Here is a 22,504-nt window from a genome sequence, read left to right as displayed (position 1 = left end):
CATAAACATTGTAAATAAGCAATTATATAATATTATAATATTTATTTGGCCTAGGCGGGATTTTGCAAAAACCCAATTGACAGTTGTTTTTATTGCAGGTATGATTTAAATATTACAAACATACAACATTATATTAATGTTAATTATTAGATTTTAAAATAAGACAGGGAGTGGATGGAAAATGAGTCTTCGCGTAGCCTATTTGCCCTTGGGCCGTGTAACATTTGACATGGCCAGCGCCAATGCCTGTTATCAAAAATCCGTTGCCATGCTGGAAAAAATGGGACATGAAATGTTGGTTCCCACCGGGGTGCTGACTTCCCCGGAGGAAATGCTTGAGTTTATGGATTCCATTGACAAAATTGATTTAGTGGTTTTTCAGACCATTACCTTCATTGATAACCGTTTTGTGGTGGATTTATTGCAGAAAACGGCTGCTCCGCTGGTTATTTGGGCGGTTCGGGAGCCTTCCATCGATGGTGGCTGGCTGCGTCTGAACTCACTGACCGGAGCCTTTAGCAATGGCTGTGGTGCCGGTGTATTGGGTCATAAGACTTCATTTTTGTTCGGCAACCCCGGAGAAGAAGCGGTTGAACAAAAACTTGGCCGCATAATGGGTGTTTTGGCTGTAGTCAAGAAATTAAAAAATTTAAATGTAGGGATTGTCGGAAATACACCTCCGGGTTATTCCTTTGGGGATTTTGATGAATTGCAACTTCGTCAAATTATTGGTTCAAAAATTACTCGCATTGAAATGTACAAATTGCTGCATCAAATGAAAGCCGTAACGGATGAAGAGATCAACCATGTGATCAAGGAAGTCTTTCATGTGGTGGAGGGACTGGAGAACCTGCCCCAGGAACAGCTAAGGGCCTCCGCAGCTTTTTACTTTGTGGTTAAAAGGTTTGCCGAGGAAAATAAAGTGGATGCAGTCACCAGCCGCTGTTGGCCGGATACCTTTGATTTCTTAAATTTTGCTCCTTGTGGCGCTCTAGGTTTATTAAATGACGCCGGAATTCCCACTTCCTGTGAGGCTGATTTTAACGGTGTTTTAACCCAAGTAATATTAAATGAATTAACCCATAGCGTTACTTATTTTGCGGATCCTGTTTCCTTGGATGAAAAAAGAAACACTCTGATCTTCTGGCATTGCGGGACCGGAGCATGCTCGCTGGCAAGACCCGGAGTCAGCCCTCGGGCAAGCGTTCATCCCAACCGGAAAATGGGATTGGCCTTTGAGTTTGGGTTGAAGCCGGGACGGGTTACCATTGCCCGTTTGGGGAAAACGGCAGGTGGCTACCGATTGCTGATTGCCGGCGGCGAAGCCCTAGATGAGCCGCAAAAATTTTTAGGTACTTCGGTAGAGGTAAAAACCGATTATCCGGCATTAAAATTTGTCACAGCAGCCGTGGAGGGCGGCTGGGAACCCCATTATGCCCTGGTTTATGGTGATGTAAAAGAAGAGCTGGGGGAAGTGGCCAAGTATTTGGGCATTGAAGCGGTCTCTTTTTAATAAAATTGACAGCTATTGACAAATTATCCTGTACCTCCTATAATCTTAGCTAGATTGTAGAAAGATAGTAATATTGTAATATTGTCGGGTGGGTGAGCTGTGATGATCGACAAGACCAATCCAACGCCTCTACATTTTCAAATTAAAGAAGATTTAAGAAACCAGATCATGTCTAAGCGTTGGAGCAATGGAGAAACTTTTCCTACAGATAAGCAGTTGATAGAAAAATATCAGGTCAGTAGTACCACCATTCGGAGGGCGGTTTCCGAATTGGTGAATGAGGGACTGCTGGAACGCCGGCCTGGAAAAGGGACTTTTGTACGCATGAATGGCGTTGAGGAAAAGCTGGTTCGGTTGACCGGTTTTTTTGAAGAGATTTTGGAACGGGGAGCAGTACCCACCGCGAAGATTGTTCAGCTTGGGCTTGTTCCGGTTACGGAAGAACTTCTTGACTCATTTCCTAGATTAACCGTATTTGATGACAACGAAATCTTTTGTGTAGAGAAAATCCAATGCATGAATGGGGATCCCATTATGTATGTAAAAAGTTTTTGGCAGGCCCCCGTTGGACAGCTTTTTATGAACCGGGATTTGTCCGAGGTAGGCTTGTATCAGGTTTTGGAAGATAACAACATCCTATTGGAAGAAGCCGATCAATTTATTGGTGCCGCCATTGCGGATGAACTCGTAGCCAAAGAACTGGAAGTGCCTCTAGGCTCAGCCATTTTGGTGATGGAGCGTATCGCTTATTCGTCCAATCGTCCCTTGGAGTATTCTTATAACTACGTGCGGGCCGATCGATACCATTACTCCGTGAAAGTCAGCCGGAATAAAACTGTCAACAGTGGTGGAATCCTGCAAGTTTCAGAAATTGACTAAAGATTTTTTGTAAGCTGGCACTGTGTAAAACGGTGCCAGCTTTAGTTTTTAACTCAATACCCCTCTTTTAGATTTTCAGTTCCCCATTTGAGCAGATCCTGTAGAACTTTTTTCAAACCTTCACCCTTGGACGTAAGGGAATATTCCACCCGCGGAGGGACCTCCGGAAAGACCTGTTTGGCCACAATGGCTTCTTTCTCCAGTTCCTGCAGCCGGGAAGAAAGGGTTTTGGGACTAATTCCCGGCAGGGATTTTTGCAGTTGGCTGAATCTTTTAGATCCTGAGGAAAGCTCCCGGATAATGGATAAGGTCCATTTCCCGCCTATCAGGGCCAGGGTTTTCTGTATGGGGCAATAACATTCTTCTATCTTCTGTTCCGAATCATTCTTCACAATACTTCCCTCCAGTATAGCAATTTCGTAAAATGTAACTACTTCCTTTATGGAAGAAATGATATTAAACTTAATTTTAGCATAACTAAAATAAATGATAAACATAGGGGGATAGAAGATGAAAGTTCTCGCATTAAACGGAAGCCCGAGAAAAAAGTGGAATACCGCCACACTGTTGAAAAAAGCGCTGGAAGGCGCGGCTTCCCAGGGGGCGGAAACAGAACTGATCCACCTTTATAGCCTGAATTTTAAAGGCTGTTTAAGCTGCTTTGCCTGTAAAACCAAAGGCGGCAAGCATTACGGCCGGTGTGCGGTGGAGGATGATTTAACCCCAATTCTTAAGAAGATTGAGAAAGCCGATGCCATTCTGTTGGGCTCTCCCATTTACTTTGGCAATGTTTCCGGGGAGATGAGATCCTTTTTAGAGCGTTTCATGTTTCCTTATACAGCCTATAGCCAGCCCCGGATATCCCTTTTCCCAAAAAAGTTGAACATTGGGATCATCTATACCATGAATATTACCGAAGAAATGATGAAAAAGACCGCCTTGGATCAACATCTGGAACGCGATGAAATGATTCTAAAGAGACTGTTTGGCGACGTGGAAAGACTATATAGCTTTGATACCTATCAGTTTAAGGATTATTCAAAGGTAGTGGCGGACCTTTTTGATCCCGAAAAGAAGGCCAAAAGACGGGAAGAAGTATTTCCGGAGGATTGTCGTAAGGCCTTTGAGTTAGGGGCCAAATTGGCGGCAGCCGGTGGCAAATAATTTTTTTCGGAGGTTTTTACCATGATTGCTGTAAATCAGGATTGTATAAAGTGTGGAGTGTGCGCGGAAGTCTGCCCCGTGAGTATTCTGGATATGGGGCAGGACGGACCCAGCTTGCTTCATCCGAAGTCTTGTATTCAATGCGGCCATTGTGTGGCTGTTTGTCCCCAGGAAGCCTTAGACCATGAACAGTTTCCCCGGAGCCAGCAAGTTCCCCTGGAGCGTTATCCGGTTCTAGACCCGCTGACCGCAGCCCGGTTTTTGAGGTCCCGCCGCTCCATCAGAAGCTATAAAAATGAAGCGGTACCCAAGGAAAAGCTGCTGGAACTGCTTGAGATTGCCAGATTTGCACCCTCCGGCGGTAATAGTCAGGGATTGTCTTATATCGTTGTTACGGAAAAAGAATTGCTGAAGAAGCTTACGGCAGCAACGGTGGACTGGATGGAAGAAGAGATCCGTAAAGGGGTAGCCTGGTCCAAGGCCTATGAAGGGGTGGTCCGGGGTTACCGTAAAACCGGACGGGATTTAATTTTACGGGATGCTCCGGGGTTGATCGTGGCAACGGCGCCGAAGACCTTTCCCCTTGGCCACGATAACACTCGTTACTCTTTAGCCTATGTGGAATTATACGCTCCGGCCCTGGGTTTAGGATCCTGTTGGGCCGGGTTCTTTGAAATGTGCGGCGCTTCGGGTTATCCCGAAATCTACAGACTGTTGGATATTGCCGAGGGAATTACGGTGACTGGAGCCGTTATGGTAGGATTTCCTAAATATCAATATCACCGGTTAGTTGACCGGAATCCATTACAAGTGACCTGGAGGTAAAGAATCCCGGATAAAACCGGCGCCTTGTCCCGGCCCCTTTTTAAGAGTAAAATAAAGCGGGTATCCTGATTTTAGCCAGGATACCCGCTTTATTTTCTAAGTGCTAATTTGTCTTTTACGGTTTTTCTTTAAAAGTTTTATGGAAAATGAACTTTTTGCCGGAGAATCGACTCTTATAGGTGAAAGAGAGGTGCCGGGGTGGTAGAAGAACTTGTGAAAAAAGCCAAGCAAGGGGATAAAGAGGCTTTAATTCAACTAATCATGCTGCGGAAGCAGGAATATTATAAATTGGCCTATGTCTTTACCGGCAATGAGGAAGATGCTTTGGATGCCATGGAAGACATGATTGTCAGTGTATATGAAAATATAAAGAAATTAAAACGGGATGAAGCCTTTTACACTTGGAGTAAAACGATACTGGTTAATGGCTGTAAAAAAATATATAGAAACACCAGGAAAAACGTACCCATTGAAACCCTTGGAGAAGTTGCCGCCGGGGATGGCCTTCAACAAAAAGACAATCAAATTTTACTGGAGAAACATTTGGCCAAATTAAGTGATAAACATCAAGCGGTGATCCGGCTGCGGTATTTTTTAGATTTAGAATATCAGACTATCGCAGATATTTTAAAAATCCCCTTGGGAACCGTAAAATCCCGCCTGGCCTACAGCCTGGAGAGATTAAAAGAGAGTTTGGGGGGTGAGGTTTTTGAAGAACATTGAACAATGGTTAAATGACAAAAAAATTGAGATAGACCAATTAGAAGCGCCCCGGGAGTTGGAGTTTAAGCTGCGCAGTGCTTTGGCAAAGGCGGAAAGCCGGAGAAAAAAGGGTTGGGGAATCCGGGTGGCTGCTGCCTGCCTGGCCATTTTTATCATAAGCTATAACTTTAGTACATTCGCCTATTATGGCAAAAGGCTGGTAGGCTACGATCAGGTTATGGACGGCCCTTTAAACAAGTTGAACCAATTGGGCAAAGGACAGATCATCGACAAGAAGGTTACTTTTAACAATGGCGTGGTCATAACTTTAGACGGGATCATGCTGGATGAAAACCAATTACTTGCTTTTTATCGCATCCAGGACCCAACGGGCAAAGTGGATGTAGAGCAGCTCAATTTCCAAATGCAAATGGAAGGATTTTGGGGCAGATATTATATGCAAAGCGGCAGGGGGGAAATCAAGGAAGAAACCGGGGAAATGAAATGGGTTGCCAGCTTTGGACCCCCCGGTTTATTGGAGAAAAATTTACATCTAAAGATTGGGCTAATAACGGAGAAAGGGCTGCTGGAGGAAGAGGAGATTCTTTTTCCACTGGATAGAAATAAAGCCATGAGCACCACCTTAAAAAAGAATATCCGGCAAACCATTAGAGCAGAAGGAAGCAGCGTCCGGTTTGAGTCAATTTTAGCTTCACCTACCCGGACCGTTATAACGGGGTCCATAGAAAATATTCTAGAACTGGCCATAGACCAGATGAAGGGAGAGCGGATGCGACCGGAAGGTTTGTCCATAAAACTGCTGGCCAATGGTGAACCGGTGCCGCAGCAAGGGGCCGGAATGAGTACCGATATGAAAGGAATCACCTTTGAACATTATTTCGATCCTTTACCGGAAAAACTGCAATCCCTCCAGATTCAGGTGGATAGCCTCTCGGCAGATTATGATGTGAGGCAGGAAGTGGCGCTAAAAAAAGACGGGCAGGGGCAAAACATAGAGATTTTAGGCCAGAAGATTGAAATCAACCGCATTTATCAAGCTCAGGGCAGCAGCTATATCACCCTCACCACCGCGGAAACAACCCTGCTTACCAGGGTGTATCTGGTGGTTGACGGAAAAAAAGTAGCCCTTAAAAAGACCATAACGAATGACTACAAAAAACAGGCAGACGGTAGAATCCTGCACACCCGAACCCTGCATTTCCCGGAGACGGGTAAAAGTTACCGGTTGGACATTGAAAGAATGAGCTTTTTAAAAAACGTGAATAAGCGGATTAATATCCCTGTGAATTAATTCGTTATCCCTGACCTATGGAAGAACAAACCGACGGCAGGCACAGGGTATGGATACGAGCATGACCGAAGCAAATCCGCCTTTACTTATGGCAACCCGTGCCATGGGTAAAGGCGATGATTATTTTTTAGTCTTTACAAAGCAAGAGGGCTCATCTATAATAACTGTATTGGCAGTAATAGTACAGATGGTGCGGAAGGGGGGAGCCCATGTTTGATTTGGATTTAAGAAGTCGCTTACCCATTTATGAACAGTTGGTGGAAAAATTTAAGGAATCCATTATCAATGAAGTTTTAAAAGCAGACGAACAACTGCCATCGGTACGGACCCTGGCCCAGCAGTTGACCATTAATCCAAATACCATTCAAAAGGCCTATCGGGAGTTGGAAAGACAAGGATATATTTACTCCCTGCCGGGGAAAGGAAGTTTTGTAGCCAGCATAAGCCATCATAAAAATGATGAAAAGCTGGCCCGGTTAAAAGAAGAATTAATTAAAGTTTTATCGGAGGCTATGTATCTGGGCATGAAACAGGAAGAAATTTTAGCCGTTGTTTCTCAGGTCCATAGCACGGTGAGGAGGGGTAAGCGAAGTGATTGAAATAAAAGGGGTAAGTAAGTCCTTCGAGGACGTCAAGGCTTTAAAAGAAGTAACCCTCAGGATCAATAAAGGTTCTGTTTACGGATTAATCGGGTCCAATGGAGCGGGGAAAACCACCCTTCTAAAAATCCTGGCGGGAGTATACCAAGGGGATGAGGGAAAGGGTTATATGGCCGGCCAGGAGGTATTTGAAAATGTGGAGATTAAAGCAAAAGTTATTTTCATTCCGGATACTTTGTACTTTTTTTCAACCTACTCTGTGCGGGATATGGCCAATTTTTATAAAAATATTTATCCTACCTGGAACCAGGAACGTTTTGAAAAGTTAAAAACAGCTTTTGATATTGACATCAACAAAAAGATAAATCGACTTTCTAAGGGCATGCAAAGGCAGGTGGCTTTTTGGCTGGCTTTATCCGCCATGCCGGAATATCTAATTTTAGATGAGCCTTTGGACGGTCTGGACCCTGTGATGCGGCAGAAGGTAAAAAATTTAATCATTCAGGATGTGGCGGAGAGAAATATGACCGTTTTAATCTCCTCTCATAATCTGAGGGAACTGGAGGACCTTTGTGACACCATCGGTATTTTGCACCGGGGCGCGTTGATCTTGGAGAAGGAACTGGATGATTTAAAGTCGGACATCCATAAGGTTCAGGTGGCTTTTAAACAAGAGGTATCCGGCCCAATTCTGCAGGATATTCCGGTCTTATATGAAGAGAGCCGGGGCAGTGTCAGGCTTTTTATTATTCGTGGCCACAAAGAGGAGATGATAAGGCAGTTTAAAAAGCATGATCCGGTGATCTTGGATATTTTGCCTTTGACCCTGGAAGAAATCTTTATCTATGAAATGGGGGGGATCGGCTATGCCATTGAGAACGTCATTTTTTAATAAAGGCATTTTTATCGACGATTTAAAAAGATTCAGTTGGATCGGCATTTTGTACACACTGGCTTTGGTCTTTATTGTGCCGCTACATATCTTAATGATCCATGGCCAGGAAGAGCCCAATTACACCCTTTTAAAGGATTTATTTTACCCCGGTAACGGAGATGAGCTGTCCATCTTTGTCTTAGCTTTTGCCATTTTCACCGGAATTTTTATCTTTCGTTATATGCAGGTAAAGGCAACGTCAGATATGATGCACAGTCTGCCCGTTAAAAGACAGGTCTTATACCGGACCCATATTTTAACCGGCTTGGTACTGCTGACTTTGCCGGTATTCATAACAGCCCTGCTTTCCTGGATATTGAACGGTGCGCTGGGCTTAGGAAGCTACTACGGCTTTCAGGATATTGTTCAATGGGCCGGTTTTATCATCTTAATGGAGCTGCTGATCTTCCTTGTTTGTGTTTTTGTGGGCACGCTGGTGGGTATGTCCGTCGTTCAGGGGGTTATCACCGTCATCTTCCTGTTCCTGCCTTTAGGATTAACGGTTTTGTTCACAACCGCTTTGGACACCTTCCTCTATGGATTTACCTTTAATATAGCGCTGCAGGAGGCCGCCCTTTCCCCGGTAGTAAGACTGATAGAAGGGTTTAAGGATCATATGAGCAGCGCCGAAGTCATTACAGATATCCTTCTTTGTCTGGTATTGTATTTTGTATCTGAATTTTTATACCGTAAGAGAAAAATGGAAGTGGCTTCTCAGACTATTGGCTTTCAACAATTTCGCTGGATTTTTAAATACGGCGTAACCCTATGCGCCATGTTAGTGGCAGGCTTTTATTTTAAACATTCCCAGCAGCACATCGGCTGGATTTTATTTGGCTACCTGGCAGGCTCCTTGCTTGGCTATTTTAGCGCAGAAATGATTCTCAAAAAATCCTTTTGGGTTTTTAAAAATATAAAAGGCTATTTAATTTATGCGGTTGTAGCCATGGTCCTCTTATTAGGGCTGCAGGTTGATCTGGTTGGTTATGAGAAGAAACTTCCCGACGTTAGTGAGATCGAAAGCGTTGCTTTTGGCAGTGGCTTTTACGAACTGAGAAACGGACAGAATGTATATGTTGAGCAAAAAGACATCGCCAATATTCAAGGACTGCACAGGCAACTGGTGGCGGACCGGTCGGAAAATAAATATGGGGATAAAAAATCAACCGAGCAAATGGTCTTCGTATATCAGCTAAAGGACGGCAGTCAATTAACCAGGGGTTATTCTGTTGCTCACGATCGTTATGCCCAATATTTAAAACCCATTTGTGAGTCTATGGAATACAAAAAATTTCAATATGAAGTTTTTAAAGTAGATAGTCCGGATGTTGAAAAAATTACCATTCGTCCCGCCTATAGCCGGCAGGATAAAAAGGCCGTTATCCTGGACCCGGAGGAGATTAACGAAGCCATCGAAGTATTACGGCAGGATATTGAAGATGAAACCTATGAGCAGATGACCGACAACAAGGTTCCTTGGGCCAGTATTCATTTGTCCATTGCCAATGACAAGCTGAAAAAGTATTTGGATTTGTATCCGGACATGGATCGGGAAAGAACGGAGATCTCCTTTGGCGCCTCTTGGAAAAAGTCTTACGTTCGTTTTGAGGCCTGGCTGGAACAAAAGGGTTATTTAGACAAGGCCAGAATTCTACCGGAAGAGATCGACTATGTTGTGGTAGAAAAAATCGAGGACTTCCAGCAGTGGGAGGAAAAGCGGCGAAACGGGGAATGGATTAATGAAAAGAGCACCAAGAGACTGGAAATCCGGGATAAAAGCCAGGTTGAAGAATGTTTAAGAAGCCAAACCGATGTATGGGGAGAAAATCGTAACCGCCGGTACATTATCGGATTTTATGCCGAGGGGTATGGCAACATCGGGTATGGAAGTTTTAACGAGGAGCAAGTTCCCTCCTTTATTAAAGAGCGATTATAGCATAAGCAGTGAGCGAGGCATCCTTCATTTGACCTATGGAGACAAAAACCCGGTTTTAACCGGGTTTTTATCATTATCCGCTTATAAAGGGAACTCATAGCTTCCAATTTTAGGTCTTAGAAATACAAAAAATTGCTTTTTCGCTTTGTTGCCAGCGGAGAAGCGGTGCAGGCCGAAGGCCACGATTATTTTAACCGATTTGTAACCCTTTTGTCGTCCGGTTAAAGTAACATAGAATTATCAACTACCATCGCCCGAGAGGAGACTCCATATCATGAAAAGACAAATTAAAAAAAGCGTGAAGCGACAAGCATGCGCCTTTATTCTGGCAGCGGCCATCCTGGCCGGGGGACACGCTGCTTCACCGGCCCTTGCAGCCACCCAGCCTCCGGACCCTTCAGCGGTAAACAGTCTGCCGGCCCTTGATTCCGTTGCGGATCAGACCGGCCTGTTGGTCCGGGACCCCCTTACGATTCTAGGCCTGAACTACCAGGAATTGTTGGAGTTGCAACCGGGGGGCCAATTGCAATATAGCACCGGTATCGCTGGGAAAATCCTGTCCCAAGTGCAATTTACAGAGAGATGGTTTGCAATGGAAAAGCCCGTGCTGGCAGAGTATGCTGTTTCCGGGGACAAAACCCAGCGTATTCAACAGATCACCCTTCATTTCCCGAAAGAAACCAACCGGGAAGAATTGATGCAGCAAATAACCCGGGCACTCAATGAACCAACCCTTCAAGAAACAAGTCAACCGGGAGATTCCTCTGATTATTCCGCTGGTTGGATTAAAGGCGGGGTGGTCTATAACCTGAAAGATACCGGCGGCTTCATGGAAATGTCTATTTTACCGGCTTTGTTTCAGGAGGCGGAAAAGTATAACTTGCCGGAGAATACCTATATTCTGCAGCAAGCGCTGGAGGATGTAACCGGCGACGGTCAAAAAGAGCGTGTCACTCTGTTGGGCAAACGGTTTGACGACACCGCCATGTATATGGAACACCTGTATTTGTTGGCCGAGGACCCGGCTAAGGCTGAGGAGCAGGGGATTTTAATTAAACTGCCGGAGGAGTCGGACGGGGGTTATGGCGCGGAAATGCAGTTGTTGGACTTTAACGGGGATAAAGTAAAGGATTTGTTCGTTACGGCCAATACCGGCGGCAGCGGCGGATATTACAATCATCATATCTACTCTTTAAAGGATGGGCAGGAAAGAATTCTTTACCAACCCGCAGAGGAAAACCAATTAAATATTACCGGTTCCCTGCAGGATCATTATCAGGCGGTGTTATTTATAAAAGAGACCAAGCAGTCCTATACCATTAATCTGCAGGACCGTAAGGATCTCTATCAGGAGCTGAACGTGTATAAAGGCGGCAAACTCTTGGAAAAAGTAGAGGTTTGGCACGGCGGCTACAACTCTCTGGCGCCGGTGGATGTTAACCAGGACGGGATATTTGAACTGGCAGGCGTACAAACCATTAAAGGCACCAGTAACGCCGATTCCATTGCCCAGGCCACTTCGTTGTGGCGTTTTAATGGCCGGCAGTGGGATTTACTGCAGGCAGAGGTGAGTAAAAGGGAGTAGCACCGGATCGCATCATTCATTATTTCACAAGCCGGGTCCCGGATACTTGAAAATCGTGGCAGTTATTATATAATAATGACATGGCAACGGGGCCTACCTTATATTTAGGTAGGCCATTTTTTGTTGGGGGGATAGGATTTTGGCAAATAATGATCTGGTTATCGATGCATCGGTCCTAATCGGCGAACTAAAAAATGCCAATCAAGAGATGAGCAATGTCATTGAATCCATTGAAGACATTGCGGTACGGACAAACTTATTGTCACTAAACTCAGCCATTGAGGCAGCAAGAGCGGGAGATGCCGGCAGAGGATTTAGTGTAGTGGCTTCTGAAATTAAAAGACTGGCCACCAACAGCTTAGCTTCTACCAAAGAAAGCACAAAAATTATTGAAAATATCCAAAGCAAGGCCAATGAGGTAATGGCCGTTCGAACCGCGGATGTAGCCTATGATACCATTGATAAAATTGATAGGAATCTTTTTGAACGCAACTGTGATGCCCAGGCTTGGGCAACTTTTGATAAGGTAAGAAATTGCTTTTGTACTGCGGATACCGAGCGCTTTTCAGCAGCTAATGAGCTTTTGAAAAACCTGGTGGAAATCTATGAGGTTTATCTTGATCTTTATGTATTGACGGATGAAGGTGAAATTGTTGCCGCAGGCGTCCGGCGTGAACTGATTGGAAAAAACATGGGGGATAAAGACTGGTTTATAGAAGCCAAAGCGGCCAATGCCATCTCTGTCAGCGATCTTTATCATTCCGCCGTGGAGAATTTTCACACCGTAGCCTATACCTGTCCCATCCGCAGCGAAGAGGGGAAGATTTTGGGGTATTTCTCCACCCGGTTTAATTGGGAATATATCTATGACATTATTGATTCAGCGCGCATCGGCCATAATGGGGACATCTTCATTATTAATAAGGAAGGGTTTGTGATCGCCTGTCGCAGCCGGAAGGACATTTTAACCGCTAATTTAAAACACCTTGCTGCAGCCCAGCGAGCCATGCAAGGAGAAACCTACGGCTATCTTTTGGATAAGGATGCCCGGGGCAATATCAAAATTTATGGCTACGCCCATACCCGGGGTTATAACGCTTATAAAGGGAAAAACTGGTCGGCCATTATCTGTGAAACCCTTTAACTCCGGCGTAGCATGATATAAAATAAATAGCCCGGAACAAATCCATTTCTCTTGTTTTTTGTTCATCCGGCACGGGACCACAGGCAATAATCTTGTGGTCTTTTATTCTGCCTAAGTGGGAGGGAACTTTTCCCCGTTACGTATTTATGGCTGAAACGTGTCATTGTTAGCGGTGAAGAACTTAAGAAAATCTTAAATATTTTGCTGACCGGATATTAAGAATTGCCTTTTATAATTTAGCTAGCTCAACAGGAGTACCCCTTGAAAGGAGCGTGAAAGTAGAATATGGATCATTACTTTGTGTTGGTTGTGGATGATGAAGAAGAAATCCGGGATGCCGTAGAAATCTATTTGAAAAATGAAGGCATCACCGTTATAAAAGCAAAGGACGGGATTGAAGCCATTGAAAAATTAAATGAGCAGGTGATTCATCTCATTATTTTGGATGTCATGATGCCCCGTCTGGATGGAATTGCCACAACCTTTAAGATCCGGGAAAAGAAAAACATTCCCATTATTATTTTAAGTGCCAAAACCGAGGATACCGATAAAATTTTAGGGCTGCAAGTTGGCGCCGACGATTATGTCACAAAGCCCTTTAATCCGCTGGAATTGGTGGCCCGGGTCAAATCCCAGTTAAGAAGATATGTCACTTTGGGCACCTACGAAGGAATCAGAAAGGTGATTGATCTGAAGGGCCTTACACTGGACCAGTCTGCCAAAGAAGTGACGGTTCACGGGGAGGTTGTCAAGCTAACCCCCCTTGAATACAAAATTGTTGAATTATTAATGACCAATGCCGGACGGGTATTTTCAATCAATGAAATTTATGAGCGGGTGTGGAGGGAACCCGGCTATAATGCGGAAAACACCGTTGCTGTACATATTCGTAAAATTCGAGAGAAGATTGAGATTGATCCAAAAAATCCAAGATATTTAAAGGTGGTATGGGGAATTGGCTACAAGATGGAAAAATAAAGTCGGCCTGGTGGCCTGGATATTATTGTTTACCTTTGGCTTGAGCGGCACCCTATCGGGAGTGTTTCACGGAAGTGAGTACCTTCAAAGAGATTATTTCCAAACCCAGAGGTTTGATGATCAACTCAGTCAATTTACTGATTACTTAAATCTATTTGAGTTAAATAATCCGGGTAAAGAAGAAATGAAAAAAGAGATTACCGTTACCGACGATGAAGTAAATGAGTATCGCTACCGCTATGGAGAGCTGCCTGTGCAAATTGCGGATATCCAGGATCAATACGAAGGTAAAATTCAAGATGCCTTGGCAAACCGGAACAATGAATTGGCCAATATCTATACTGCCGAAAGAGATGAAAAAATAAAAGATATCACTAATAACTTTAAAAACGACGAATATGTTCGGGAAAAAATTATAAAAGAAAAAGAACAGGAGATTGACGAGTATTTCCGGAACTTGGAAAGTCATCGTCCGGAGTTTACAAGGCTTAATACCGAGTTTAAGTATTATTTAAAGGATACTGCAACCGGTGAAGTCTTTACCAATTTAACTGCAGTAACCGATAGGAACGTAGATGAGTGGATAAACAGCCGGAATACCCTATTTATCCGCAGTTATCCTACGGCAGAGCAGGGCTATCTTTCAACCGGGGAACAGATGAATTATTGGGGATATAACGAGACGGTCGATTCATTTGCCAAAAACCGGATGTTCGAAGGAAAAATCGCGGTGGCTAAAGCAACAGCCGGAGCAAGCAGTATCATCAGGAGTTATAATGGCTATCAAGAAAAACAAAGAATCTTTTTCATCTACGCCTTGAGTTCCGTAATCGCTTTAGGCATCAGTATTTATTTGTACAAGAAGATACCTTTATCCCAGCTCGTTGCCGGGGAAAAATGGCAAGGAGCCTATAATCTAATCCCCATTGACGTAAGTGTGATCAGTCTGACTTTTTTCGGGTTATTTACGTTAACGCTGTTGACCATGAATGAGGTGAATGGCAGCCCTCCGGTTTTTATTAAAGAAACTCTTTTTCATGCAATAGGGACCGCCCTTTTGGTTGCGATAACCGCTGTTCAGGGATTTTTTCTTTGGCAGAGGATAATGAATGGCTGTGGGCTGAAGGAAGAATGGCGAAATAGTTTGCTCTGCCGGGTTTACCGGGGGATTAAGGACGCCTTTTTAATCCGCAGCGTGGGGATCCAGGTTTTAATTGTTTTGCTGCTGGTATTTGCTTTCGGCGCGGGGATTGTAATTGTTGGGATTGAGCCCCGGGTCCTGCTGGTTTATGCTCCGGTATGTCTGGTCATCGGGCTTCCCATGATCTATTTCATCGCAAGGAGCACCGGCTATTTTAACCGTATTGTGGGTCACACGGGTGAACTGGTGCAGGGAAATCTGGAACCGGACTTGCCGGTAAAAGGCAAATCGCCGTTGGCTCATTTGGCACAACATATCAATGCCTTAAAGCACGGGGTTAAAACCTCCCAAAGGGAGCAAGCGAAGAGTGAACGATTAAAAACAGAACTGATTACCAATGTCAGCCACGACTTACGAACACCGCTAACTTCCGTGATTACCTATACCGAACTGCTGAAAACCCCGGGCCTGGCCGAAGAAGACCGTGAAGCATACATCCAGATCATTGATCGCAAAGCCAAACGCCTAAAGGTATTGATTGACGACCTTTTTGAAGCGTCAAAAATGGCCAGCGGCAGCATTGAACTGGTAAAGGACAGAGTGGATCTGGTTCAGCTTTTACAACAGGCACTGGCTGAGCACAACGAAACCATGAGTAAGTCAACTTTGCAAATTCGGGTGTCAAAGCCGGATAAACCCCTTTACGCCCTGGTGGACGGACAAAAACTATGGCGCGTTTTTGATAATCTGCTGGTCAATATTTTTAAATATTCCTTAGAAAATACCCGGGTCTATATTTCCGCCAAGGCTTTACCCGACAAAGCGGTTATTGTATTTAAAAATGTGGCCAAATATGAGCTTGGCGAAGATGTGGATGAGCTGTTTGAACGCTTTAAACGGGGCGATGCATCCCGCCACACGGAAGGTTCCGGATTGGGACTGGCCATTGCCAAATCCATTGTGGATCTTCATGGCGGAAGTTTGGAGATTGAAGTAGACGGTGATTTGTTTAAAACAACGGTGTCTTTAAATACCCTGGATTGAAAATTAATTAATCAAAAACTGGAACTGTGGCAAGATAACGTAGAATAGCGCCTCAAGGAACAGGCAGATAACCCAACGAACCACCGGGCTAATAAAAGAATAGAACACGGATTGAACGGATAATACGGATTTTCGCGGATTTTAATTAAAAATTACAAAATCCGTGGAAATCCGTATTATCCGCGTTCTATCCTTTTTTGGAATTAAAGGCCTGCGCAATCCAACCATTCCGGGTTCCTTTGGCAATATCCCTGGGCAAGGGTAAAAGGAGTGGGCCTAATTGGCAAAAACTTGCATTCCAATTTGTTATATGCTATACTGAATTAACATAAATTAGATCCTTGATCACATATTGTAAAGGGTTGTTATTTGTGCGATAAAACCTTTTACAATATGTGATCTCTATTTTTCTTTGGAAAATAAAAAAGGACCTGTTAAATTAAAATTTTGGAGGGAATATGATGCAAGGTACAGTTAAATGGTTTAATGCGGAGAAGGGTTTTGGCTTTATTGAAGTGGAAGGCGGCGGCAAAGATGTTTTTGCCCATTTCAGCGCCATAACCGGTGACGGCTACAAAACCCTGGAAGAAGGCCAACGCGTTGAATTCAACATAGTAGAAGGCAATCGCGGACCACAAGCAGAAAACATTGTAAAGTTATAATTTAGACAAAACGGCCCTTTAACAGTGTTAAAGGGCCGTTTGTGTAAGCGTAGAAAAAGTTACAGGACATTATAAAAAATAGGCTCCAACTAATTATTAATAGCATCGTTCAGCAAATCAAGGGCTTGTTCTTCAGCGATGCCTTTTACCAGTACAAGTTCACTGATTAATATTTGCATGGCATTATCCAACATGGCTTTATCCCCTGCGGCAAGGGCTCTCTTTTTACCCATGAGCATGAGCTCCCGGATCACCTGAGCTCCCTGGTAAATATCGCCACTCTTCATTTTATTCATGTTGCTGCGGTATCTCTGGTTCGGCTTAAGGGATGGTTCTAATTCTCCATCATTGAAAGTAGTAAATACGTCTTCCAGTATATCTAAATCTACAATGGGTCTAATGGGAATGTTAGACTCCAGAGGAAACATTACTTGCATGTTTCGAATGTTCATGATATAGTAAAACTGCTTGTTACCAAGAATTTCCTTTTCTTCAATGGCTTCAATAATACCAGCCCCATGCATAGGATAAAAAACTTTATCGCCAATTTGAAACACAAAAGGTCACCTCCTCTTAGAGTAACTTCATAATTATACCACAAAAATAATAAAATATCAAAAAATTATCTTAACATAGGGATTTTACTCATGTCAATATATTTAGTTTTTTAAGTGCTAATTTATAAATTGCCCGGGGTTTCAAGTCTGTAGGGACATTATATAGGCACAGGTTTCTCCATGTCGGCTCAAATAGAAAACCTATGGGGTTTAGCTGCCCATAGGTTTCTTTGCACGGATGACCTTTTAAGAAGAAAGGTAAAAATCTGTGAGAAGAGGAGATTTACAGGGATACGCAAGGACTGCCCAGTTTCCTTTGCAGCAGGGTGCCAACCATGCTGGGGCGGTCGGCAACCAGTGCTCCGGCCTGGGTTAAAGCCTGAATTTTATCGTCAACCGTTCCTTTGCCGGCTGTAATAATTGCCCCGGCGTGACCCATCTTGGTTCCTTTAGGTGCGGTTCTGCCGCCCATGACGGCGATGAGGGGTTTTGTAAACAAGCCGTTTTTCATTGATTCGGCAACTTCCTCTTCCATGGTTCCGCCAACCTCGCCAATCATCACCACCGCAGCAGTGTTGGGATCTTCCTGAAACAGGGGCAGCAGTTCTGCAAAACGTGTAAAGGGAACCGCGTCGCCCCCGACACCTACAATGGAGGTTGACCCGAAGCCGGCCTTAACGATTTGGGCCGTAATTTCATTGGTTAACGAGCCGCTTCGGGTCATGACGCCAATGCGGCCCGGTTTATAGACCCGTTCCAGCCAGAAGGGGAAAAATCCCATCATTGATTTCCCGGTGGAGATTATGCCGGTGGTATTTCCGCCGATGACCGTAGCCCCAACGGATTTAGCCGCTCTGCGGATCTGCACCTGCTCATGTAAAGGGATGCCGTCGGCAGTGACTACGATGGTTTTAATTCCCGCATCTAGAGCTTCAAAAATGGCCCCCATGGCAAAGCGCGGGGGAACAAAAAGGAGGGAGGCGTCCACCGGATGATGATCCATAGCCCGGCGAACCGTATGGTAGACCGGTATATTCTCCACCAATTCACCTTCTTTGCCGGGAGTCACGCCGGCGACCACCTTTGTTCCGTAATCAATCATGTGTTTTACCCAGAAGCGCCCTTCTTTTCCTGTAGCTCCCTGTACCAGAATGCGGGTATGGGAATGAATAATGATGCTCATTTGGAACCACCCCCTGCAAATTCCACTGCTCGTTTAACCGCTTCCTCGGTATCATTAAGCGGTTCTAGCCCCACACTTTTTAGTAAGGCCATGGCTTCTTCTTCCCCGGTGCCCCGAATGGCGGTGATGATGGGAATGGTTGGTTTTAAATCTTTCACCGCTTCCACAATCCCCTGGGCCATAACGTCCGCCCGGGCAATGGTGCCAAAGGTGGATATGAGTATTACTTTGGGATTGCTGCTGAGCATCATCTCCATGCACTGATGGGCTTTGCGATAATTGGGGCCGCCAAATTCCAGATAATTGGCCACCGTTCCACCGGCATAATGAATTAAATCAAAAATAATATTGGTTAAGCCCGCGCCGGCACACATTAAGCCGATATCCCCGTCAAACTGGATGTAAGGGATGCCTTCCCGGGCCGCTTCATATTCTAAATCATTATTAAAATATTCTCTGGTGATTTGGAAACGGCCCTGCCGGAATAAAGCATTATCATCCAGGCTTACTTTGCCGTCGGCGGCGATAAGACGGCCCTCCCTGGTAATCATCAAGGGATTGATTTCCACCAAGTCGGTCTCATATTTTTGGAATACCTCATATAGTTTCATTAATAACTGGCAGCCCTGTTTGGCCTGTTCACCTTGAAGTCCCAAGGCATACACCAGGTTATAAGCCTGATAAGTCATCAGACCCACCGCTAAATCAACATATTCCACAACTATTTTTTCCGGGCTGGTCCGGGCAATTTCTTCAATTTCAACGCCCCCTTCTAGGCAAGCCATGATCATGGCTGATCCGGAGACAGGATCAACGGTAATGGATAGGTAGATCTCATGATCAAATTCAACCGCGCTTTCGACCAATACTTTCCGGCTGGTTAAGTCAAAAATGCGCTGGGCCTGGGTCCGGGCTTCTTCCATGGAAGCCACCTTGGCGATTAAACCGGCCTTGCCCCGGCCCCCTTGTAAAACCTGGGCTTTAAGAACACAAGGAAAACCGATGCTTGAGACGGTCTCTTCCAATTGATTTAGATCATCCATGATCCTGCCTGCGGGAACGGCAATGCCTTGCTCCTGAAAAAGCATCTTTGCCTGATACTCAAATAGCTTCATGTCTCACCCTCCTTTGCTATTTTCCGTACTTGGACCAATAGGAACCAAAAAGTTTTTCTTCCGAGGGGATCACCTCCGGGATGGTCCTGGATACTTTGGTGATATTCATAAAATGTTTATAATTCAAGTTATCCCCGATATTATTCCCCGCCCAGGTCCCGCCGCCCATGGAAAGGGTAAAATTCATACCGTTATTAAAATTGCCTCCGTTACCAAAGCACTGTATTTGGTTGATCATGATACGGCAGACATCCATTTCAAAGCCAATGCGTTCAATATGGGATTCATCGGTGGTGTGCAACCCGCAGGAATGGCCCCGCCCAACATAATTGAGAATCCTTTTGGTAATTTCCAGTGCGTCGGAAAAGTCCTTGACTTTGTATAAGGCCGCCACCAGTGCCAGTTTTTCCCCGGAAAAAGGATAAGAGCGACCCACTCCCGTTTCTTCAACCAGAAAGAAGGAGGCTTGTTTGGCCTCGGGATTGGTAAAACCGGCTGCTGCGGCCATAACCTCTGCGGATTTTGCCGTGGTTGCTCCCTTGCGTTTGCCCGTGGCTTCATCCCACATGGCTTTTTGCAGTTGAGCTTTCTCCTGTTCATTGCATAAATAAGCGCCCTGTTTTTTTAGTTCTTCAATCATTTGATCATAGACGCCGGCTTCCACAACAATGGCGTTATCGCTGGAACAACTGGTGGCATAGTCAAAAGTTTTACTTTTGGTAATCCTGGAGGCCGCATCCCCGAGGCTTGCCGTGCGATCTACGATGGAAACCACATTTCCCGCGCTGACGCAGGCATTGGGAGTGCCGCAGGACTGTCCCGTTGCCACGTTTTTGCCGGATCCTGTAACCGTCACCATATCGGCCTGCTTCATCAACTCATAGGTTAATTCCTTGGAAACCGGTGCCGGAAGCATCTGCACCAGGTCTTGGGGCGCCTGGATCTTGGCCAATTCTTCATGGACATAGGCAAGAAATTTGGCGCAGGTGGTGGCTCCTTTGGGGGAGGGGGCGAGAATGACGGCGTTTTTACTTTTAAGGGCAAACATGGATTTATTGGCCGGTGTTGCTCCGGGGTTGGTGGAAGGACATACGGCCGCCACAACGCCTACGGGTTTGGCAATTTCCAGAATCCCTTTTTTGCGATCCACTTTAATAATGCCTACGGATTTGGCCTGAGGGTCCAATAAGTCCCGCAAAGCGCCAAAGGTCTTACGCCGATTTTTAAGGACCTTATCTTCATATTTGCCTAGGCCGGTATCCTGTACGGCTATTCTGGCCAACTCCTCCGCACGGTCCTGCCGGTAAATAGCCCAGGCAACCGCCTGGACCAATTCATTGGCTTGTTCCTGGCTGTAGTCTTTAATTTGCTCCATGGCCCCACGGGCCTTGCGCACTAATTCCGCGACGATTCCTTGAACATCCCGTTCACTCATGGGCGATTACCTCCTAGCTCCTGTGATGTTACTCCCAGTTTTTATAATCCAGGTGAGAATATTGGGGCAGGTGGCGGGTGGGCAGGGCAAGGGCATCCTTCCGGAAGGGAGGAGCAAGCTGCGTACCGTCACAAACAATTTCGAGAACCGTAGGCTTCCGGCTCTTCAAGGCCTGGTCCAGGGCTTCTCCCACCTGGCTGGGACTGTCTACACGGATGCCCTGGGCGCCCATGGCCTGGGCCACCGGGACAAAGCTTTCGGGATTGGGAATGTCCGCACCCACAAAACGGTTGTTATAAAAGTCCACCTGATTTTTCTTCTCCGCGCACCAGGCCCCGTTTCTAAACACACAAGCCACCACGGGCAGATTTTGTTCAACCGCCGTACTGACTTCATGCAGGCTCATACCCCAGGCGCCATCCCCAATAATGGCCGCCACCGGAGCCTCCGGGCGGCCCAATTGCGCACCAAGGGCGGCGGGGTAGGCAAAGCCGGTATTACCAAAGGTTAAAGCGGCGATGTGCATGCCCTTATCCCGAAAACGCAGGTAGGTGTTGGCGGTGGAGGCCACGTTGCCAATGTCTGTGGCTACAATGGCATTCTGGGGCAGGGCCCTTTGAATTTCCAATAACGCCCGCCGGGGATTGATGGGGTTGCCGTCCACCATGGCCAGGTTGACGGTTTCTTCTTCCCAATCCTGCTGCCGGGCGCTAATCTGGTTTAAACGCTCCTCATTGATTTGCGGCTGGGGAATTTTGGCCTCCAGGCCCTTTAGGATTTCCAGGCTGGCTTCTTTGGCATCGCCGACGATACCTACCTCAACGGGATGAGTCCGGGCAATGTGCTTGGGATTAATGTCAATTTGAATGATCTTGGCGTCTTCCGGGAAATAGTGAATGTCATACTGGGGTAAGGTGCCAAACACGGAAAGCCTGGTTCCGATAGCCAGAATGACGTCCGCCTCCTGCAGGGAATACATGGCGGCTTTGGAGCCCATATACCCGATGGGTCCCACCATCAGTTCATGATCGGCGTAAAAGCCGTCGTTATGGAGGTAGGTAACCGCAACCGGGGCGGTCAAGTGTTCGGCAATTTTGGCCACGATGTCTTTGGCCTGGGAATCTACAACGCCCCGGCCGGATACAATGACCGGGCGTTGGGCCTGGGCCAACAGTTCGACGGCCCGGTTCAGGGACTCCCGGGAACCGCAGCCTCGGGCATCCACACGATATTGGTGGGGAGCCAGGATGCGTTCCTCCAGCTCGCCGTAAAAATAATCTCGGGGAATGTCATAAAGCACCGCACCCCGTTCGGCATAAGCGATACGGAAGGCCGTTCTCAGGCAGTCGGCAGCCCTTTTGGGATGGGGAACCCGTACCGTGGCTTTAGTAATGGCCCGGAAAACAGACACCTGGTCACACTCCTGGAAGCCGTCCCAGCCGATGGTGGGAGTACCCGCAGAAGGGGATATAACAACCAGGGGAGTGTGAGCCATATTGGCAGCCGCCACCGAGGTAACCATGTTGGTAATTCCGGGGCCGTTTTGTCCCACGCAGACGCCGCATTTACCCGTGACCCGGGTGTAAGCGTCCTCCATATGGGCCGCAGACTGTTCGTGGCGCACCGGGATAAAATGAATCCCGGCTGTGGGAAAGAGATCCAGCATATCCATAAAGGCCGAGCCAACAATCCCGGTAACGTGTTCTACCTTTTCCTGCAATAGTGTTTCAACAATGGCTTCGCTGGGGGTCATTTTTAGCTTGGTCATTTTTCATACCTCCGTTGCTTTCAAAGGA

20 protein-coding genes are annotated in these 22,504 nt (G+C 45.9%); 14 read left to right on the top strand and 6 right to left on the bottom strand.

From position 1 onward, the window contains the following. Positions 1–181 precede the first annotated feature (181 nt). Both DESRU_RS19385 and DESRU_RS19380 read left to right on the top strand, forming a co-directional pair. Positions 182–1,513 (top strand): L-fucose/L-arabinose isomerase family protein, encoded by a 1,332-nt coding sequence (locus tag DESRU_RS19385; RefSeq protein ID WP_013843798.1) that lies wholly within the window; start codon positions 182–184, stop codon positions 1,511–1,513. A gap of 102 nt (positions 1,514–1,615) precedes the next feature. Then, entirely contained in the window at positions 1,616–2,392 is a 777-nt protein-coding gene (locus tag DESRU_RS19380) for a GntR family transcriptional regulator (RefSeq protein ID WP_013843797.1), read from the top strand. 53 nt (positions 2,393–2,445) lie between these two features. Here DESRU_RS19380 and DESRU_RS19375 read toward each other — a convergent pair whose 3' ends face one another. Next, a complete protein-coding gene (locus DESRU_RS19375) occupies positions 2,446–2,784 on the bottom strand; it encodes a winged helix-turn-helix transcriptional regulator (protein ID WP_013843796.1) in 339 nt (112 codons plus the stop codon). 118 nt (positions 2,785–2,902) lie between these two features. Here DESRU_RS19375 and DESRU_RS19370 point away from each other — a divergent pair, with 118 nt between their 5' ends. The 12 genes from DESRU_RS19370 (at position 2,903) to DESRU_RS19315 (ending at position 16,418) form a co-directional block, all read left to right on the top strand. Continuing rightward, positions 2,903–3,556: a flavodoxin family protein gene (locus DESRU_RS19370; RefSeq protein WP_013843795.1), complete on the top strand. Its 654-nt coding sequence runs from the start codon at positions 2,903–2,905 to the stop codon at positions 3,554–3,556. A 21-nt stretch (positions 3,557–3,577) separates the two neighbouring features. Further along, a complete protein-coding gene (locus tag DESRU_RS19365) occupies positions 3,578–4,381 on the top strand; it encodes a nitroreductase family protein (protein WP_013843794.1) in 804 nt (267 codons plus the stop codon). Positions 4,382–4,579: 198 nt separating this feature from the next. After that, a complete protein-coding gene (locus DESRU_RS19360; protein WP_013843793.1) occupies positions 4,580–5,104 on the top strand; it encodes an RNA polymerase sigma factor in 525 nt (174 codons plus the stop codon). Continuing rightward, positions 5,091–6,395, top strand: a complete 1,305-nt coding sequence (locus DESRU_RS19355; RefSeq protein WP_013843792.1) for a DUF4179 domain-containing protein — start codon at positions 5,091–5,093, stop codon at positions 6,393–6,395. The genes DESRU_RS19360 and DESRU_RS19355 overlap by 14 nt, the downstream gene beginning before the upstream one ends. Before the next feature lie 209 nt (positions 6,396–6,604). Next, complete coding sequence (locus tag DESRU_RS19350; RefSeq protein ID WP_013843791.1) at positions 6,605–6,994, top strand: GntR family transcriptional regulator; 390 nt, start codon at positions 6,605–6,607, stop codon at positions 6,992–6,994. After that, positions 6,987–7,886: an ABC transporter ATP-binding protein gene (locus DESRU_RS19345; protein ID WP_013843790.1), complete on the top strand. Its 900-nt coding sequence runs from the start codon at positions 6,987–6,989 to the stop codon at positions 7,884–7,886. Before DESRU_RS19350 ends, DESRU_RS19345 begins: the two co-directional genes overlap by 8 nt. After that, the gene (locus tag DESRU_RS19340) at positions 7,861–9,864 is read left to right on the top strand and encodes a DUF6449 domain-containing protein (protein ID WP_013843789.1); all 2,004 of its coding nucleotides are present in this window, start codon (positions 7,861–7,863) and stop codon (positions 9,862–9,864) included. The genes DESRU_RS19345 and DESRU_RS19340 overlap by 26 nt, the downstream gene beginning before the upstream one ends. 274 nt (positions 9,865–10,138) lie before the next feature. Continuing rightward, on the top strand, positions 10,139–11,449 hold the full coding sequence (locus tag DESRU_RS20080; protein WP_013843788.1) for a hypothetical protein: 1,311 nt from the start codon (positions 10,139–10,141) through the stop codon (positions 11,447–11,449). Between the two features lie 139 nt (positions 11,450–11,588). Then, positions 11,589–12,593 (top strand): methyl-accepting chemotaxis protein, encoded by a 1,005-nt coding sequence (locus DESRU_RS19330; protein WP_013843787.1) that lies wholly within the window; start codon positions 11,589–11,591, stop codon positions 12,591–12,593. A gap of 285 nt (positions 12,594–12,878) precedes the next feature. Continuing rightward, entirely contained in the window at positions 12,879–13,571 is a 693-nt protein-coding gene (locus DESRU_RS19325; RefSeq protein WP_013843786.1) for a response regulator transcription factor, read from the top strand. Continuing rightward, positions 13,549–15,756 (top strand): HAMP domain-containing sensor histidine kinase, encoded by a 2,208-nt coding sequence (locus tag DESRU_RS19320; protein WP_013843785.1) that lies wholly within the window; start codon positions 13,549–13,551, stop codon positions 15,754–15,756. The genes DESRU_RS19325 and DESRU_RS19320 overlap by 23 nt, the downstream gene beginning before the upstream one ends. Positions 15,757–16,214: 458 nt before the next feature. After that, entirely contained in the window at positions 16,215–16,418 is a 204-nt protein-coding gene (locus tag DESRU_RS19315; RefSeq protein WP_041275494.1) for a cold-shock protein, read from the top strand. An 89-nt stretch (positions 16,419–16,507) separates the two neighbouring features. Here the strand turns inward: DESRU_RS19315 and DESRU_RS19310 are convergent, their stop codons facing one another. The 5 genes from DESRU_RS19310 to xsc form a co-directional block, all read right to left on the bottom strand. Next, on the bottom strand, positions 16,508–16,975 hold the full coding sequence (locus tag DESRU_RS19310; RefSeq protein ID WP_013843783.1) for a CarD family transcriptional regulator: 468 nt from the start codon (positions 16,973–16,975) through the stop codon (positions 16,508–16,510). A 283-nt stretch (positions 16,976–17,258) separates the two neighbouring features. Further along, positions 17,259–18,158 (bottom strand): succinate--CoA ligase subunit alpha, encoded by a 900-nt coding sequence (locus DESRU_RS19305; RefSeq protein ID WP_013843782.1) that lies wholly within the window; start codon positions 18,156–18,158, stop codon positions 17,259–17,261. Continuing rightward, positions 18,155–19,273, bottom strand: coding sequence for a succinate--CoA ligase subunit beta (locus tag DESRU_RS19300; RefSeq protein ID WP_013843781.1), 1,119 nt, complete (start codon positions 19,271–19,273; stop codon positions 18,155–18,157). Before DESRU_RS19300 ends, DESRU_RS19305 begins: the two co-directional genes overlap by 4 nt. A 16-nt stretch (positions 19,274–19,289) precedes the next feature. Further along, on the bottom strand, positions 19,290–20,708 hold the full coding sequence (sauS, locus tag DESRU_RS19295; RefSeq protein ID WP_013843780.1) for an acylating sulfoacetaldehyde dehydrogenase: 1,419 nt from the start codon (positions 20,706–20,708) through the stop codon (positions 19,290–19,292). A 28-nt stretch (positions 20,709–20,736) separates the two neighbouring features. Continuing rightward, a complete protein-coding gene (gene xsc, locus DESRU_RS19290) occupies positions 20,737–22,476 on the bottom strand; it encodes a sulfoacetaldehyde acetyltransferase (protein ID WP_013843779.1) in 1,740 nt (579 codons plus the stop codon). Positions 22,477–22,504: the final 28 nt, after the last annotated feature.

Origin of the sequence: Desulforamulus ruminis DSM 2154 (genome assembly GCF_000215085.1) — a bacterium.
Classification (GTDB): domain Bacteria; phylum Bacillota; class Desulfotomaculia; order Desulfotomaculales; family Desulfotomaculaceae; genus Desulfotomaculum; species Desulfotomaculum ruminis.
Note: the sequence above shows the minus strand (reverse complement) of the source record. Positions and strands in the feature narration are given on the sequence as shown.

What these genes read in the sequence shown, in the direction of transcription:
- DESRU_RS19385 (WP_013843798.1), top strand. Translation starts at nt 182, where the DNA reads ATGAGTCTTCGCGTAGCCTATTTGCCCTTGGGCCGTGTAACATTTGAC.
- DESRU_RS19380 (WP_013843797.1), top strand. Translation starts at nt 1,616, where the DNA reads ATGATCGACAAGACCAATCCAACGCCTCTACATTTTCAAATTAAAGAA.
- DESRU_RS19370 (WP_013843795.1), top strand. Translation starts at nt 2,903, where the DNA reads ATGAAAGTTCTCGCATTAAACGGAAGCCCGAGAAAAAAGTGGAATACC.
- DESRU_RS19365 (WP_013843794.1), top strand. Translation starts at nt 3,578, where the DNA reads ATGATTGCTGTAAATCAGGATTGTATAAAGTGTGGAGTGTGCGCGGAA.
- DESRU_RS19350 (WP_013843791.1), top strand. Translation starts at nt 6,605, where the DNA reads ATGTTTGATTTGGATTTAAGAAGTCGCTTACCCATTTATGAACAGTTG.
- DESRU_RS19340 (WP_013843789.1), top strand. Translation starts at nt 7,861, where the DNA reads ATGCCATTGAGAACGTCATTTTTTAATAAAGGCATTTTTATCGACGAT.
- DESRU_RS20080 (WP_013843788.1), top strand. Translation starts at nt 10,139, where the DNA reads ATGAAAAGACAAATTAAAAAAAGCGTGAAGCGACAAGCATGCGCCTTT.
- DESRU_RS19325 (WP_013843786.1), top strand. Translation starts at nt 12,879, where the DNA reads ATGGATCATTACTTTGTGTTGGTTGTGGATGATGAAGAAGAAATCCGG.
- DESRU_RS19315 (WP_041275494.1), top strand. Translation starts at nt 16,215, where the DNA reads ATGATGCAAGGTACAGTTAAATGGTTTAATGCGGAGAAGGGTTTTGGC.
- DESRU_RS19305 (WP_013843782.1), bottom strand. Translation starts at nt 18,158, where the DNA reads ATGAGCATCATTATTCATTCCCATACCCGCATTCTGGTACAGGGAGCT.
- DESRU_RS19300 (WP_013843781.1), bottom strand. Translation starts at nt 19,273, where the DNA reads ATGAAGCTATTTGAGTATCAGGCAAAGATGCTTTTTCAGGAGCAAGGC.
- sauS (WP_013843780.1), bottom strand. Translation starts at nt 20,708, where the DNA reads ATGAGTGAACGGGATGTTCAAGGAATCGTCGCGGAATTAGTGCGCAAG.
- xsc (WP_013843779.1), bottom strand. Translation starts at nt 22,476, where the DNA reads ATGACCAAGCTAAAAATGACCCCCAGCGAAGCCATTGTTGAAACACTA.